Annotated in this window: 14 protein-coding genes and 1 pseudogene; 13 read left to right on the top strand and 2 right to left on the bottom strand. The window is 67.8% G+C overall.

The genetic code is table 11. The features are described from left to right. The first annotated feature begins 37 nt into the window (after positions 1 to 37). Genes dctP through QUV18_RS08035 form a run of 6 tightly spaced genes read left to right on the top strand, consistent with a single transcriptional unit; the run spans position 38 to position 6,482 of the window. A complete protein-coding gene (dctP, locus tag QUV18_RS08060; RefSeq protein ID WP_300893137.1) occupies positions 38 to 1,054 on the top strand; it encodes a TRAP transporter substrate-binding protein DctP in 1,017 nt (338 codons plus the stop codon). A 19-nt stretch (positions 1,055 to 1,073) separates the two neighbouring features. After that, positions 1,074 to 1,571 carry a TRAP transporter small permease subunit gene (locus QUV18_RS08055; RefSeq protein WP_300893136.1) on the top strand — a complete coding sequence of 166 codons (498 nt, stop codon included), beginning with the start codon at positions 1,074 to 1,076 and terminating at the stop codon, positions 1,569 to 1,571. Between the two features lie 5 nt (positions 1,572 to 1,576). Next, complete coding sequence (locus QUV18_RS08050; RefSeq protein WP_300893244.1) at positions 1,577 to 2,854, top strand: TRAP transporter large permease subunit; 1,278 nt, start codon at positions 1,577 to 1,579, stop codon at positions 2,852 to 2,854. A gap of 39 nt (positions 2,855 to 2,893) precedes the next feature. After that, a complete protein-coding gene (locus tag QUV18_RS08045; protein WP_300893134.1) occupies positions 2,894 to 3,847 on the top strand; it encodes a flavin reductase in 954 nt (317 codons plus the stop codon). Between the two features lie 5 nt (positions 3,848 to 3,852). Beyond that, complete coding sequence (locus QUV18_RS08040; protein ID WP_300893131.1) at positions 3,853 to 5,478, top strand: GMC family oxidoreductase N-terminal domain-containing protein; 1,626 nt, start codon at positions 3,853 to 3,855, stop codon at positions 5,476 to 5,478. Then, positions 5,475 to 6,482 (top strand): amidohydrolase family protein, encoded by a 1,008-nt coding sequence (locus QUV18_RS08035; RefSeq protein ID WP_300893128.1) that lies wholly within the window; start codon positions 5,475 to 5,477, stop codon positions 6,480 to 6,482. Before QUV18_RS08040 ends, QUV18_RS08035 begins: the two co-directional genes overlap by 4 nt. Positions 6,483 to 6,487: 5 nt before the next feature. Here QUV18_RS08035 and QUV18_RS08030 read toward each other — a convergent pair whose 3' ends face one another. Further along, entirely contained in the window at positions 6,488 to 6,982 is a 495-nt protein-coding gene (locus QUV18_RS08030; RefSeq protein ID WP_300893127.1) for a flavin reductase family protein, read from the bottom strand. A 211-nt stretch (positions 6,983 to 7,193) separates the two neighbouring features. Here QUV18_RS08030 and QUV18_RS08025 point away from each other — a divergent pair, with 211 nt between their 5' ends. Then, positions 7,194 to 7,823: a GntR family transcriptional regulator gene (locus QUV18_RS08025; RefSeq protein ID WP_300893126.1), complete on the top strand. Its 630-nt coding sequence runs from the start codon at positions 7,194 to 7,196 to the stop codon at positions 7,821 to 7,823. Between the two features lie 141 nt (positions 7,824 to 7,964). Then, a pseudogene (gene ribB, locus QUV18_RS08020) lies at positions 7,965 to 8,609 on the top strand (3,4-dihydroxy-2-butanone-4-phosphate synthase); the annotation flags it as partial. Positions 8,610 to 8,645: 36 nt separating this feature from the next. Here ribB and QUV18_RS08015 read toward each other — a convergent pair. Then, positions 8,646 to 9,125 (bottom strand): Lrp/AsnC family transcriptional regulator, encoded by a 480-nt coding sequence (locus QUV18_RS08015; RefSeq protein WP_300893124.1) that lies wholly within the window; start codon positions 9,123 to 9,125, stop codon positions 8,646 to 8,648. Positions 9,126 to 9,253: 128 nt separating this feature from the next. Here QUV18_RS08015 and QUV18_RS08010 point away from each other — a divergent pair, with 128 nt between their 5' ends. Genes QUV18_RS08010 through lpdA form a run of 5 tightly spaced genes read left to right on the top strand, consistent with a single transcriptional unit; the run spans position 9,254 to position 14,397 of the window. Further along, complete coding sequence (locus QUV18_RS08010; RefSeq protein WP_300893122.1) at positions 9,254 to 9,478, top strand: hypothetical protein; 225 nt, start codon at positions 9,254 to 9,256, stop codon at positions 9,476 to 9,478. Beyond that, positions 9,475 to 10,707: a 3-methyl-2-oxobutanoate dehydrogenase (2-methylpropanoyl-transferring) subunit alpha gene (locus QUV18_RS08005; protein WP_300893120.1), complete on the top strand. Its 1,233-nt coding sequence runs from the start codon at positions 9,475 to 9,477 to the stop codon at positions 10,705 to 10,707. The genes QUV18_RS08010 and QUV18_RS08005 overlap by 4 nt, the downstream gene beginning before the upstream one ends. A 2-nt stretch (positions 10,708 to 10,709) precedes the next feature. Beyond that, positions 10,710 to 11,723, top strand: coding sequence for an alpha-ketoacid dehydrogenase subunit beta (locus QUV18_RS08000; protein WP_300893119.1), 1,014 nt, complete (start codon positions 10,710 to 10,712; stop codon positions 11,721 to 11,723). Between the two features lie 3 nt (positions 11,724 to 11,726). Continuing rightward, entirely contained in the window at positions 11,727 to 13,025 is a 1,299-nt protein-coding gene (locus QUV18_RS07995; protein ID WP_300893117.1) for a dihydrolipoamide acetyltransferase family protein, read from the top strand. Further along, on the top strand, positions 13,018 to 14,397 hold the full coding sequence (lpdA, locus tag QUV18_RS07990) for a dihydrolipoyl dehydrogenase (RefSeq protein WP_300893116.1): 1,380 nt from the start codon (positions 13,018 to 13,020) through the stop codon (positions 14,395 to 14,397). Before QUV18_RS07995 ends, lpdA begins: the two co-directional genes overlap by 8 nt. Positions 14,398 to 14,428: the final 31 nt, after the last annotated feature.

Raw genomic sequence — 14,428 nt, 5'->3', positions numbered from 1 at the left:
ACTCTGGTAGCAAACGGCGCAACACTGGGAGGAAGACATGAAAACTCTACACATGATGGCCGCCGGGGCCGCCCTGCTCGTACAGGCCTCCGGGGCATATGCCGCGGATTACAACTGGCGCTATGTCGGCGTGATCAATGCCGCGCATGACTATGCCAAGATCATGATCGAAGGCTTCGAGCGCGTCGAGGAGCGCACCGATGGCGCGCTGCATATCGAGTACGTCTCCTATGGCGAGACGCCCTACAAGGCGACGGACAGCCTGACCCTCATCCGCGACGGGCTTGTCGAGATGACCGAGTGGATCCCGGCATACAACGCCTCGACCTATCCGCTTCTGGCGGGGCCGGAGCTGCCCTTCGTGATGGCCGAGCTCGAGGATGCGGCCGGCTTCCAGGAGGCGACGCTGAAGGCGTGGAGCACGCCCACCATCAGCGAGTACAAGCAGGGCATCATCGACGAGCACGGCGCCGTCAGCCTGTCGACGCAGTTCTACGACCCGATCAACATATGGTTCACCGACGAGGTGACGGATATCGAGGGCATGAAGGGCAAGAAGGTGCGGGCGTTTTCCCCCGTTCAGGCCGATTTCCTGACCTCCGCCGGCGCGTCCCCGGTCAACATCGCCGCCGCCGAGGCCTATACCGGGCTGCAGCGCGGGGTGATCGACGGGGTGATCACCGGCGCCGGCGCCGTGGTGAGCTTCAAGTGGAACGAGGTTCTCACCTCGGGCTTCACCACCAACCTGACGCTCCTGTCCTTCGACATGGTGGCCGCCGAGGCAAAGCTGGACGAGCTTCCCGACGAGGTGCGCGCCGTGCTGGTCGAGGAGATGGGCAAGGTCGAGGCCGAGATCCGCGAGCTGATGCCCAAGGCGTATGAACAGAAGATCGCCGAGCTGAAGGACGAGGGGCTGACGATCACCAACCCGTCGCCCGAGCTCTATGGCGAATTCCACCGCATCGCGGTCGAGGATGTCTTCCCGGCATGGGCCGAGCAGGCGGGCCCGCAGGCCAAGGAAATCCTGTCGGATTTCGGCATCGAGCTGAACTGAGCAGGGACCGGGTGGGCCGATGGAAACCGGACAGGCCAGGTGGCACGAGCGTGCGGGGGTGTTTGCCTCCGCCGCTCTGCTGATCGTGCTTTTCGCGCTGCTGCTGGCGGACGTGATCCTGCGCTGGCTGCAGGTCGAGTTCTACTGGGGCAGCGAGGGCGGCGGGCTGTTGATGGCGTGGATGATCTTCCTTGCGCTACCGATGGTGATGCGCACGCGCGGGCATATCGCCACCGATTTCGTGGTGGCGCACCTGCCGGGCCGGGCCCGGGCGGTGCTGAGCATGGCGGGGCACGTGCTGATGATCGCCTACCTTTGCTGCCTGGTCTGGTACTGCGCCGATCTTGCCCATTCGAACTGGCAGGGCGGGGCGCGGTTCCAGGGCATCCTGCGGTTGCCGATGTACGTCGTGCAAAGCGGCATCCTGTTCGGGATCGTCCTGATGCTTCTGAGCGAGGTGCTGATCCTTTGGGAGGAGGCCCGGGCGTTCGGCCGGGCCGGGGGTGACCGCTCGTGACGGTCATGGTTCTCATGGGGCTCACGGTTGTCCTGCTTCTGGCATTCGGCTTTCCCATTGCCCTCGTGCTGGGGGCGACCGGGGTGATCTGGACGCTGCTTTACGACCCCAATTACATGTCGGGCATCGCCCATACCGTGTTCAACACGGCCAGCGGCGAGACGCTGATCGCCATCCCGCTGTTCGTGCTGATGGGCCAGATCGTGCAGCATTCACGCGTGGCCGAGCGGTTCTACGAAACCGTCGCCCGCTGGCTGCGCTTCCTGCCGGGGGGGCTTTTGCATGCCAACATCTCGGTCAGCGCCGTCTTCTCGGCGGTCAGCGGGTCGAGCATGGCCACCGCGGCGACCGTGGCCTCGGCCGCGCTCAACAGCCTCGAGCGGCTGAAATATGACCGGCGGATGTCGACCGGCACGCTGGCGGCGGGGGGCACGCTGGGCATCCTGATCCCGCCCAGCATCCCGCTGATCGTCTATGGCTCGCTGGCCGAGGAATCGATCGGCAGCCTGTTCATCGCGGCGCTGCTGCCGGCACTGCTGATGGTCTCGCTGTTCCACGCCTACATCTTCGTCCGGGCGCTGCTGAACCCGTCGCTGGCGCCGCGGGTGCACGGCTCGGAGATCACCAAGGTCAGCGTGGCGGAGGGGCTCAACAGCGTGCTGCCGGTGATGGCGATCATCCTCGTCGTGCTGGGCGGGATCTACGCCGGCTGGACCACCAGCACCGAGGCCGCGGCACTGGGCTGTCTGATGTCGCTTTTGGCGGCGGCGTGGCAGCGGGCGTTGTCCGTGCCGATGCTGCGCCGGGTGCTGACCGAGACGGTGATGCTGAGCGGAATGATCCTGTTCATCGTGATCGGCGCGCAGGTGTTTTCCTTCGCGGTCTACACCTGGGGTATCAATATCGAGATCGGCCGGTTCGTGGCGGGCCTCGCCTTCCCGCCGCTGGCGATCTTCGGGGTGATCGTGGTGGTCTACCTCGTGCTTGGCATGTTCGTCGACGCGCTGTCGCTCATGCTGATGACGCTGGCGGTGGTGCATCCGATCGTGACGAACCTCGGCTATGACCCGATCTGGTTCGGCATCGTCCTTGTGCTGCTGCTCGAGGTCGGGCTGATCACGCCGCCAGTGGGCATCAACCTCTTCACCATCAAGGCCGTGCGCAGCGACATCGCGCTGAGCGATGTCGCCTTCGGGGCGTTGCCCTTCGTCGTGATCGTGCTGCTGACCGTGGGGCTTCTGGTGGCCTTTCCGCAGATCGTGCTCTGGCTGCCATTCCGCTAGCGGCGCCGCCCGCCCTCAAACCCCAACAGGGAGACCCAAATGACCAAGCCTGTCGAAGACGGATATCCCGGCGACGACCTCAGCGGCTTTCGCCGCAGCCTTGGCGAGTTTGCCACCGGCGTCACGGTGATCACCACCTGCGTCGATGGCACGTGCTATGGCATGACCTCGAATTCCTTCGCGTCCGTCTCGCTCGATCCGCCGCTGGTGCTGTGGTCGGTGAAATACGAAAGCCAGAGCTTCCCGGCCTTCCGCGATTGCACGCATTTCACGGTGAACGTGCTGGCAGATGACCAGATGGACCTGTCGCAGAATTTCGCGCGCTCGGGGCCGGACAAGTTCGACGGGCTGGAAATTCGCGAGGGTGCGGGCAAGGCGCCCGTCCTGGCGGGCGTCGCGGCCTCGTTCGAATGCAGCCTGGCCGAAACCCATACCGGCGGCGATCACCTGATCCTGATCGGGCAGGTCGAGCGTTTTGCCCGCTACGACCGGCAACCGCTGCTGTTCTCGAAGGGGCGCTATGCCGTGGCGGCCGACCATCCCGCGACGCGCGTGACCACCGATGCCCCGCCCACCGCGCCGGACGGTGCCGGGGCACCGCCGCTCGCGCAGCTCCTGGCGCGTGCCTACGGGGCGGTCGCCCATCGGCTCGAGCAGAGCCGGAAGACCGCGGGACTTGGCCTGACGCTGATGCAGGCGCGGCTTCTGAAGACGGTGCAGACCTATCCCGACAGCACCCTCCATGACCTCCTGCCCGAGATATTCCTCGATTTCAACGCCAGCCAGAACATCCTCGAATCGCTCGAGGCGCTGGGCCTTCTGTCGATCGACGGGGCGGGCCGGGTGCGGCTGACCGAGGCCGGGGAGGACCGGATCAACGCGGTGGTCGAACACACGCGCGCCAACGAGCAGGATCTCTTCCGGGGCGTGCCGAGAGAGGATCTTGCCGCCATGCAGCGGGTGCTCGAACGCGTCGTCGGCAACCGGGGCTGAGGGGGATGACCGGCGCGGCATACGACTACATCGTCGTGGGCGCCGGGGCCACCGGCTGCGTTGTCGCCGCGCGCCTGTCGGAGGGGGGCGCGGCCAGCGTACTGCTGATCGAGGCGGGCGGCCGCGACGCCAGCCCGGTTCTGCGGGTGCCGGGGCTGGGCTTCGCCGCCGGCACGCTGGCGCGCTACAACTGGAACTTCCTGACCGAGCCCGTGCCGGCGCTGAACGACCGCCCGCTGACCTTCCTGCAGGGCCGCGTGATGGGCGGGTCGGGCAGCATGAACGGCATGGTCTACAGCCGCGGCCATTCCGGCGAATACGACGCCTGGGCCGGGATGGGTTGCACCGGCTGGTCCTTCGACGAGGTGAAGCCGTATTTCCTCAAGACGGAAACCAACGCCCGCGGCGCCGGCGAATGGCACGGCGCCGACGGCCCGATGCACCTGCGCCCCGCGCGGCCCGACCTGCCGATCTGCGATGCCTTCCTCGAGGCGGCGGGCGCGGAGGGGGTGCCGGTGGTCGAGGATCTCAACGCCAACCACCGCGAAGGCCTTGGCATCTACGACCTGAACATCCACAACGGCCGCCGCCACAGCGCCGCGCGGGCCTTTCTCGGACCGGCGGGCAAGTGGGCGAACCTGACAATCATACGCAATACGCAGGTCACCGGCGTGACGATAAAGAACGGCCGGGCCACCGGCGTGCAGGCGGTGCGGAAGGGCAGGGCGGTCACTTTCTCCGCCTCGCGCGAGGTGGTGCTTTGCGGCGGCGCCATCATGAGCCCCACGCTGCTCATGCATTCCGGCATCGGCCCGGCGGAGCATCTTCGCGACATGGGGATCGACGTTCTGGTCGATGCGCCGGAGGTGGGCGGCAACCTGCAGAACCATCCCTGCTACCGCCCGCAATATGCCTGTTCGCACCCGGTGACGGCCCGCAGCCATGTCACCGCGGGCGGCGCATTGCGGGCCGGGTGGCAGTACCTCACCCGGGGCACCGGCCCGCTGGCGGAAAGCTTCGCCTCGGTCGGCGGGTTCTTCAAAAGCGACCCGGCGCTCGAGGCGGCCGATATGCAGGTCGTCTTCCTGTCTGCGCTGCCCCCCTCGGGCGGCAAGGGCATCTTCGATCTTCTGCCGCGCGAGCATGGCTTCGGGCTGACCATCTACCAGGGGACGCCCCACAGCCGCGGGCGGGTCTCGCTGCGCTTTGCCGATCCGCTGGCGCCGCCGCGGATCGACACCGGCTATTTCACCGACAAGCGCGATATCGAGGTGCTGGCGGCGGGTGTGCAGCGGATGCGCGACGTGATGCGCCAACCGGCCATCGCCCGCTACATCAGGCGTGAGCTGGCGCCGGGCCCGCAGGTTCGGACACGGGACGAGCTGATCGAGGAAATCCGGCGCAATGCCGGCACCTCCTATCACCAGAGCGGCACCTGCGCGATGGGCGCCGACAACCGCGCGGTGCTCGACCCGTCCCTCCGGGTGCGGGGGGTCGAGGGGCTGCGCGTGGCCGATACCTCGATCATGCCGCGCATGCCCAACGCCGCGCTGCATGCCCCCGCGCTGATGATCGGCGAGAAGGCGGCGGCCATGATCCTCGAAGTTGCGGCAGGAAAGGCAGCGTCATGACCGACAGCGGGACACCCACCCCCGAAACCGCGATCGAGCCGGAGATGCCGATCATCGACGCCCACCACCACCTGATCGACCGGCCGGGCCGCCGCTACCTGTTCGACGCCTATCTCGCCGACGTCTCGGCCGGGCACGACATCCGCGCCACGGTCTATATCGAGAGCCAGGCCATGTGCCGGGCCGAGGGGCCGGAGGCGCTGAAACCCGTGGGCGAGACCGAGTTCGCCGCGGGCATCGCCGCGATGAGCGAAAGCGGCACCTACGGCTCCTGCCGCATCAACGCGGGGATCGTGGGCCATGCCGACCTTGCGCGGGGCGATGCGGTGGCGCAGACGCTCGACGCGCATGTCGCGGCGGGCGGCGGCCGGTTTCGCGGCGTCCGGCAGGTCGCCCTGTCGCATCCCAGCCCGGAGCCGTTCCGCTACGTCCTCAACCCGCCGCCGCCGGATCTTCTGAACGCCGCCGCGTTCCGCGCGGGCTTTGCCGAACTCGGGCCGCGCGGCCTGAGCTTCGAGGCCACCGTCTTCCATACGCAGCTTGCAGACGTGGCCGACCTTGCCGATGCCTTCCCCGAAACGGTGATCGTCCTCGATCACCTCGGTTTCGCCATGGCCATGGGGATGTCCGATGCCGACAGGCAGGGTGTTTTCAGCGAGTGGGCCAAGGGCCTCCGCGAGCTTGCCCGCCGCCCGAACGTCATGGCCAAGATCGGCGGCTTCGGCCTGCCGTTCTGGGGGTTCGGCTTCGATCAGGCGGAGGTGAAGCCCGACAGCGACACGCTGGCCCGCACATGGCGGCCTTGTGTCGAGACCGGGATCGAGGCGTTCGGCACGGGGCGCTGCATGATGGAAAGCAATTTCCCGGTCGACGCGATGAGCTGTGATTACGTCACGCTCTGGAACGCGCTCAAGAAGGTCACGCAAGGCCTGGATGCCGCTGAGCGGCACAAGCTGTTCTTCGCGAATGCCGCAAGGATCTACGACCTGGACGTCAGCTCATGACCCGGTCAGAGATCGCGGTAGCCGCCCTGGTGGGCGAGGGTCACGCCCGCCCCGCCGGTGCGCACGCCGGCCACGCGACCGATCAGGATGACCGCGCCCTCGTCCTCGACCGCCTGTTGCAGGTGGCAGTCGAACACCGCCGCGGCGGTGTCGAGTACCGGCGCCCCGGTCACGAAGCTTGCCCATCGGCCAGTGGCGAACCGCTCCGCCATCTCCGACCCGCCGCCGAAAAGGCGCGCCAGTTCTTCCGCCCCGCCGGGCAGGAGGTTGACGGCGAAATGCCCGGCCGCCCGAATGACGGGCAGCGCCGAGGTGCTTTTCCCGGCCGAGACCAGCACCGTCGGCGGGTCGGCCGAGACATGCGCGAAGGAGAGGCCGAGAAACCCGGCCGGGCCGGCATCACCGCTGGCGGTGATCACCGTGGCCCCCACGGGCCGTGCGCCGACCGTCCGCCAGAAGGCGCCTTGCGTGATCTCCGCACCGGTGGCCTCGAAACTCATGATGCGCTTTCCCTCTCAATCCGCCGCCCGGGCGTGGCGACGATGGGAGGCTTGCATGTATCCTGCTGGAATACAAGAACGGCGCGTCCGGCCGTCACCCTCCGCTTGGCCGCTTATGGACGGCATGGTATAGCCGCTGGAACCCGATCCCAGCCAATTGGATATTCGAGTGGCGCACAGCTTCGCTTCCCCTGCCGAGGACGGCAGCGACATGGATAAACAGTCGCGAGACACCTACTCGACCATCCGCGAACGGATCGTCACGCTGGAGCTTCCGCCGGGCTCGCTTCTGTCGGAAAACTCTCTCGGCGCCTCGTTGGGTCTCAGCCGGACGCCCATCCGCGAGGCGATCAAGCGGCTGGAGCGGGAAGACCTTGTCGCCATTCTCCCGCGGCGCGGTATCGTCGTGACCGAGGTCGACCTGAAAAGCCAGCTCGACCTGCTGGAGTTCCGCCGGGGGATAGAGATCCGCCTGATCCGCCGTGGGGCCGAACGGGCCAGTGCGGCGCAGCGCGCCCGGATTGCAGAGATCGCGGCGCAGGCCGAAGCCTGTGCCGCCTCGGGCAACCTGTCGGACTATATCGCGCACGACACCGAGTTCGACGCGATCATCGAACAGGCGGCTGACAACCGGTTCCTGACCAACGCGATGAAGCCGGTGCACGCGCTGGTGCGCCGGTTCTGGCACACTCAGCGTGGCCGGTCCGCGCTGCCCGAGGCGCTGGTGCAGCACGCGAAGGTCATCCGGGCCGCCGCCGACGGCGCGCCGGAACGGGTGGAGGCAGAGCTGTCGGCGCTCTACGACCGGAACGAGAAATACATCCTTGGCCTGATGACCTGAGCCGCGCCTCGCAAAGCCGTGGGGCAAGATCGCCGGCCCTTGACCGCTTGACATTCCATCTAGTATACCAGTGGAATACGAGAGGGCAGGCGAGTCGCCCCGCCTCGATACGGCAACAGGAAAGGCAGGCCCATGAACATGATGCGAACCATCCGGACAGCGCCCCAAGACGCGGCCCGCGAGACGGAACGCGACATCATCGTCGGCCCTGACGAGATCATTGCCGAGGCCACCGCCGGGCGGATGTTCATCCTTGTCGACGACGAAGACCGCGAGAACGAGGGCGACCTGGTCATCCCCGCCGACGCCGCCGACGCTGCGGCGATCACCTTCATGGCGCGGCAGGGCTGCGGCCTGATCTGCCTTGCGATGTCGGGCGAGATGATCGACCGGCTCGATCTGCCGCCGATGCCGAAACGGGGCGGGTCGCGTCACGACACGGCCTTCACCGTCTCGATCGAGGCGCGCCATGGCGTGACCACCGGCATATCCGCCAGGGACCGCGCCTGTACCGTCGCCGCCGCGATTGCGCCCGATGCCGGGCCCGCCGATATCGTCACGCCGGGCCATGTGTTCCCGCTGCGTGCCCGCGATGGCGGCGTGCGCCGGCGGGCGGGGCATACCGAGGCATCGGTCGAAATCGCGCAACTTGCCGGGCGGCCCGCGGCCAGCGTGATCTGCGAGATCATGAACCCCGACGGCACGATGGCCCGGCTCGACGACCTGGTGATCTTCGCCCGCCGTCACCACCTGAAGATCGGCCGGATCTGCGACCTGGTGGCGTGGCTGGACGCCCCCGTCGCCCGAACGGCCTGAGGCAGGTTATTCCTCGTTCGGCAGGTAGGCCTGCACGTTCTTCAGGCTGCGCAGAACGAAGCTCGACCGCGAATGCCGGATGCCGGGCACCTTGTAGAGTTTCTTGCGCAGGAACTCCTCGTACCCGCGCGTCCCGTTCACCGCGACCTTGATGAGATAGTCGTATTCGCCGGTCGTCAGGTGAACCTCCAGCACCTCGTGCAGCTTTTCCATCTCCCGCCCGAACACCTCGAGCGTCTGGTCGTCATGCCGGTCGAGCACCACCTCGATCAGCACGATTTCCGGCGCGCCGAGGCTGTCCTGGTTGAGAATCGCCCGGTAACCGGTGATCACGCCGTGATCTTCCAGCCGTTTCACCCGTTGCCAGCACGGGCTGGCCGAGAGGCCCACGATCTGCGCCAGCCGCGCGTTCGACACACGCCCATCCTCGGCCAGTGTCCGGAGGATTCGGCGGTCGATATCATCGATCTGAGGGCTCTGCGGCATTGCGAAATACTCTACTGCGTAAGTCCGTCCAGGTAGTGTATTCTTTTGGAATACGGTTGTACACCAACAGAAATCGAAAGCACCTTTTTCCTGCCCCGGAGTACCCTTCCCGCAGGAGGTGCCCGCCCATGGAAGCCAGGTTCTACTGCTGCGATCCCCTGAACACCGTCAGCCGCGTCATGGACACGGCTAGGCGCATGGGGCTCGGATTTTCCACCATGAGTTTCGACCGGCAGGAGGGCAGCCTCTACGTCTTCGACATCGTGCTCAGCGACCCGCCCGAGCAGCTTGCGCGCAACTTCATCGACCGGATCGCCAATTTCGTCGATCTCGAACCGGGACAGAACGCATGACCGAGGAACGCGCCCCCCGCCTGCACGTGCCCGAACCGGCCATCCGCCCCGGCGACCAGCCCGATTTCTCCCATGTCCGCGTGCCCCGCGCGGGCGAGGTGCGGCGGCCCGAGCCGGATGAAAGCCCCGAGGAGCTGCGCGATCTGGCTTTCACCATCATCCGCGTCCTGAACCGCGACGGCGAGGCGGTCGGCCCCTGGGCCGGCTCGCTCGACGATGACGCGATCCGCGACGGGCTGCGCCACATGATGATGCTGCGCGCCTACGACGCCCGGATGCTCAAGGCCCAGCGGCAGGGCAAATCCTCCTTCTACATGCAGCACCTGGGCGAAGAGGCGATTTCCTGCGCCTTCCAGAAGGCGCTGCGCCCCGGCGACATGAACTTCCCCACCTACCGTCAGGCCGGATTGCTGATCGCGGCGGGCTATCCGCTGACCAAGATGATGTGCCAGGTCTACTCGAACGATGGCGACCCGGTGCGCGGCCGGCAGCTTCCGGTCTTCTACAGCTCGCGCGAGCACGGGTTCTTCTCGATCTCCGGCAACCTCGCCACGCAATACGTGCAGGCCGTCGGCTGGGCCATGGCCGCCGCGATCAAGGGCGAGAACAGCCTCGCCGCCGGCTGGATCGGCGACGGCTCGACCGCGGAAAGCGATTTCCACGGCGCGCTGGTCTTCGCCTCGACCTACAAGCCGCCGGTCATCCTCAACATCGTCAACAACCAGTGGGCCATTTCCACCTTCCAGGGCATCGCCCGCGGCGGCGCCGGCACCTTCGCCGCGCGCGGCCATGGCTTCGGCATCCCGGCGCTCCGGGTCGATGGCAACGACTATCTCGCCGTCCATGCCGCCGCCGCCTGGGCCGCCGAGCGTGCCCGCCGCGACCTTGGGCCCACGATGATCGAATACGTCACCTACCGCGCTGGCGGCCATTCCACCTCCGACGATCCGGCGGCCTACCGCCCCAAGGAGGAGGGGAGCGCCTGGCCGCTGGGCGACCCGATCCTCCGGCTCAAGGCGCACCTGATCCAGAAGGGGCTATGGTCCGAGGAGCGCCACGCCCAGGCCGAGGCCGAGATCATGGACGAGGTCGTCGCCGCCCAGAAGGAAGCCGAGGCGATCGGCACGCTGCATTCCGGCCGCCGCCCCAGCCCGCGCGACATGTTCGAGGATGTCTTCGCCGAAATGCCGCCGCACCTGGTCCGCCAGCGTCACGAAGTGGGGTACTGACCATGGCGCGCATGTCGATGATCGAGGCCATCCGCAACGCCCACGAGGTGGCGATGGAGGCCGACGAAAATGTCGTCGTGATGGGCGAGGACGTGGGCTATTTCGGCGGGGTCTTCCGCTGCACCGCGGGGCTGCAGAAGCGCTTCGGCGTCGAGCGCTGCTTCGACACGCCGATCAGCGAGCTCGGCATCGTCGGCACTGCCATCGGCATGGCGGCCTACGGGCTGAAACCCGTGGTCGAGATCCAGTTCGCCGATTACATGTACCCCGCCTATGACCAGCTCGTCTCGGAAGCTGCGCGCCTGCGCTACCGCTCGGCGGGGGAGTTCACCTGCCCGATGGTCGTCCGCATGCCCACGGGCGGCGGCATCTTCGGCGCCCAGACCCACAGCCAGAGCCCCGAGGCGCTGTTCACCCATGTTGCCGGGCTGAAGACCGTGGTCCCCTCGACCCCGGCCGACGCGAAGGGCCTGCTGCTCGCCGCCATCAACGACCCCGACCCGGTGATCGTCCTCGAGCCCAAGCGCCTGTATAACGGACCCTTCGACGGCCATTTCGACCGCCCCTCGCGATCGTGGAGCAAGGATGAGAAGGGTGAGGTGGAGCCCGGCCATTACGAGATACCGCTGGGCAAGGCCAGCACCGTGCGCGACGGCAGCGCCGCAACGCTGGTGACCTACGGCACCATGGTCCACGTCGCGCTGGCCGCGGTCGAGGAAAGCGGCGCCGATATCGAGGTGATCGACCTGCGCACGCTGCTGCCGCTCGACCTCGATGCCGTCGCCGCCTCGGTCAATCGCACCGGGCGCTGCATCGTGCTGCACGAGGCGACGCTCACCTCGGGCTACGGCGCCGAGCTTGCCGCGCTGATCCAGTCGGAATGCTTCTACGCGCTCGAGGCGCCGATCCTGCGCGTGGCCGGGTGGGACACGCCCTATCCGCATGCGCAGGAATGGGATTACTTCCCGGGCCCCGAGCGGGTGAAACGTGCCATTGCCACGGTGCTGGAGGGGTAGTCCATGACCGAACAGAGCTTCAAACTCCCCGATATCGGCGAGGGCATCACCGAGGCCGAACTGAGCGAGTGGCTGGTCAAGGTCGGTGACGAGGTCCGCGAGGACGACCCGATCTGCGAGGTGACGACCGACAAGGCCACCGTCGAGATCCCCGCCGCGGCGACCGGTAGGGTGACATGGGTCGGCGGCGAGGCGGGTGACGTGTTGGCCGTGGGCAGCGAGCTGATCCGGATCGAAACCGACGCGGACGCCGCGCCGCAGGCGCCGGAGCGTGAAGACCCCGCGCCGGAACCGGCCCCGAAGCCGGAATCGGAACCAGAGCCCGAAGCGCCTGCCAAGCCGGCGAAACAACCCGAACCGCCGGCCAAGCCCGCCCGCCGCGCGCAACAGCCCGCCTCGGCCGCCATGGCCCGCAACGCCGCCGGCCGCCCGCTGGCCGCGCCCTCGGTGCGGGGCCGCGCGCTCGAGATGGGCATCGACCTGCGACAGTTGCGCGGCACCGGCCCGGCCGGCCGCATCCTGCATGAAGACCTCGACGCCTACGCCGAAAGCGGCGGCGCCGCCGCGCCCGGCTCCGGCCTGCGCCGCCGCGACACCACCGAAGAGGTCCGGATCACCGGCGTCCGCCGCAAGATCTCGGAACGGATGTCGCTGGCCAAGTCGCGCATCCCGCATTTCTCGATCATCGAGGAGGTCGAGGTCGACGCGCTGGAAGACCTGCGTGCCAGCCTCAACGCTCGTTTCGCCGACAACCGCGGCAAGCTCACCCTGCTGCCCTTCGTGATCCGCGCCCTGTCCGAGGCCGTGCTCGATCACCCGGAAATCAACGCCCATTTCGATGACGAGGCCAGCGTTGTCACCCGCCATGCCGCCCTGCATTGCGGCATCGCCACCCAGACCGACACCGGCCTGATGGTCCCCGTGCTGCAACACGCCGAGGCGATGGACCTGTGGGAAGCCGCCCGCGACATCCGACGCCTCTCCGACACCGCCCGCGCCCGCCGGATCGCGCCGGAAAACCTCTCCGGCTCGACCATCACGATCACCTCGCTGGGCCCGCTCGGCGCGCTGGCCACCACGCCCATCATCAACCACCCCGAGGTGGCCATCGTCGGCATCAACAAGATCGCCGTCCGCCCCGTCTGGGACGGCCACGCCTTCCAGCCCCGGCGGGTGATGAACCTGTCCTGCAGCTTCGATCACCGGGTGGTCGACGGGTGGGTGGCCGCGGAATTCGTGGCCAAGCTGAAGGCGCTTCTGGAAACCCCGGCAATGCTATGGATGGAGTGGCGCGATGACTGAGATGACCTGTGACCTGCTCGTCATCGGCGGCGGCCCCGGCGGTTATGTCTGCGCCTCGCGGGCGGCGAGGCAGGGCCTTGATACCGTGCTGGTCGAGGGCCGCCGCGTCGGCGGCACCTGCCTCAACGTGGGCTGCATCCCGTCGAAGGCGCTGATCCACGCGGCCGACCTTTACCACACCGCCACGCGTCAGGCGGGCGAGGGGCTTTGCGGCGTCACCGTCGCGACGCCGAACCTCGACTACGGGCAGACGCTCGACTGGTCCGGCTCCGTCGTCGACAAGCTGTGTTCCGGCGTGACCGGCCTTCTTGGCAACAGCGGCGTGAAAACCCTGACCGGCTGGGCGCATTTCCGCGATGGCAAGACCGTCGAGGTCGACAGCGAAACCGGCCCCGTCACCATCCGCGCCGCGAAGGTGGTGATCGCCACCGGGTCGCGCCCCGTGGAGCTGCCGGGCCTTCCTTTCGGGCCGCATACGCTCGATTCCACCGCCGCGCTGGCGCTGGCCGACCTGCCCGCGCGGCTGGCGGTCGTCGGTGCCGGTTACATCGGGCTCGAACTGGGCACCGCCTTCGCCAAGCTGGGCTGCAAGGTGACCATTGTCGAGGCCGCCGACCGCATCCTGCCGCAATATGACGACAAGTTGACCCGCCCCGTCCGCCGCCGCCTCAAAGAGCTGGGGATCACCCTGAAGCTCGAAACGAAGGTGAAAGGCTGGGCGCAGGAGGGCGAAACGCTGTCCCTCTCAGGACCCGATGGCGAGGAGAGCCTCGCCGCCGACAAGGCCCTCGTCACCGTCGGCCGCGCGCCCAACCTCGACGGCCTGCGCATCGAGGAACTGCGCCTCCGCCAGGATGGCGCCTTCCTCGAGATCGACGACCAGTGCCGCACCTCCATGCGCGGGGTCTATGCCATCGGCGACGTGACGCCGGGCCCGATGCTGGCCCATCGTGCCATGGCGCAGGGCGAACTGGTGGCCGACCTCCTGGCCGGGCATCCGAAACGCTGGGACAAGACCTGCATCCCCGCCATCTGCTTCACCGATCCCGAGATCGTCACCGCCGGCCTGCTGCCATCCGAGGCGCCGGATGCAGAAACGAGCACCTTCCAGTTCCGCGCCAACGGCCGTGCCCTCACGCTGGGCGACACGGAAGGGTTCGTGCGCATCGTGGCCCGCCCCTCCGATCATGTCGTCCTCGGCATCCAGGCCACCGGGCCGGGCGTGTCGGAACTGGCCGCCGCCTTTGCCATCGCCATCGAAGCCGGCCTTCGGGCCGAGGATATCGCCGCCACCATTCACGCTCACCCCACCCTTGGCGAGGCGCTGCAGGAAGCCGCGCTGGGCCTGGCTTCGATGTCCAATCACGGCTGACGCCCTCCGCCCGCCAGCGACGCCACGTCGC

The sequence above is a fragment of the Roseovarius sp. genome (assembly GCF_030373445.1).
In the GTDB taxonomy this organism is placed as follows: Bacteria; Pseudomonadota; Alphaproteobacteria; order Rhodobacterales; family Rhodobacteraceae; genus Roseovarius.
This window is presented reverse-complemented; position numbering and strand designations above follow the sequence as displayed.

Excerpts from the sequence above, each read along its gene's own strand:
- QUV18_RS08050 (WP_300893244.1), top strand. The coding sequence starts at position 1,577 with ATGGTTCTCATGGGGCTCACGGTTGTCCTGCTTCTGGCATTCGGCTTT.
- QUV18_RS08035 (WP_300893128.1), top strand. The coding sequence starts at position 5,475 with ATGACCGACAGCGGGACACCCACCCCCGAAACCGCGATCGAGCCGGAG.
- QUV18_RS08025 (WP_300893126.1), top strand. The coding sequence starts at position 7,194 with ATGGATAAACAGTCGCGAGACACCTACTCGACCATCCGCGAACGGATC.
- QUV18_RS08015 (WP_300893124.1), bottom strand. The coding sequence starts at position 9,125 with ATGCCGCAGAGCCCTCAGATCGATGATATCGACCGCCGAATCCTCCGG.
- QUV18_RS07995 (WP_300893117.1), top strand. The coding sequence starts at position 11,727 with ATGACCGAACAGAGCTTCAAACTCCCCGATATCGGCGAGGGCATCACC.
- QUV18_RS08045 (WP_300893134.1), top strand. The coding sequence starts at position 2,894 with ATGACCAAGCCTGTCGAAGACGGATATCCCGGCGACGACCTCAGCGGC.
- QUV18_RS08055 (WP_300893136.1), top strand. The coding sequence starts at position 1,074 with ATGGAAACCGGACAGGCCAGGTGGCACGAGCGTGCGGGGGTGTTTGCC.
- QUV18_RS08005 (WP_300893120.1), top strand. The coding sequence starts at position 9,475 with ATGACCGAGGAACGCGCCCCCCGCCTGCACGTGCCCGAACCGGCCATC.
- dctP (WP_300893137.1), top strand. The coding sequence starts at position 38 with ATGAAAACTCTACACATGATGGCCGCCGGGGCCGCCCTGCTCGTACAG.
- QUV18_RS08010 (WP_300893122.1), top strand. The coding sequence starts at position 9,254 with ATGGAAGCCAGGTTCTACTGCTGCGATCCCCTGAACACCGTCAGCCGC.
- QUV18_RS08030 (WP_300893127.1), bottom strand. The coding sequence starts at position 6,982 with ATGAGTTTCGAGGCCACCGGTGCGGAGATCACGCAAGGCGCCTTCTGG.
- QUV18_RS08000 (WP_300893119.1), top strand. The coding sequence starts at position 10,710 with ATGGCGCGCATGTCGATGATCGAGGCCATCCGCAACGCCCACGAGGTG.
- QUV18_RS08040 (WP_300893131.1), top strand. The coding sequence starts at position 3,853 with ATGACCGGCGCGGCATACGACTACATCGTCGTGGGCGCCGGGGCCACC.
- lpdA (WP_300893116.1), top strand. The coding sequence starts at position 13,018 with ATGACTGAGATGACCTGTGACCTGCTCGTCATCGGCGGCGGCCCCGGC.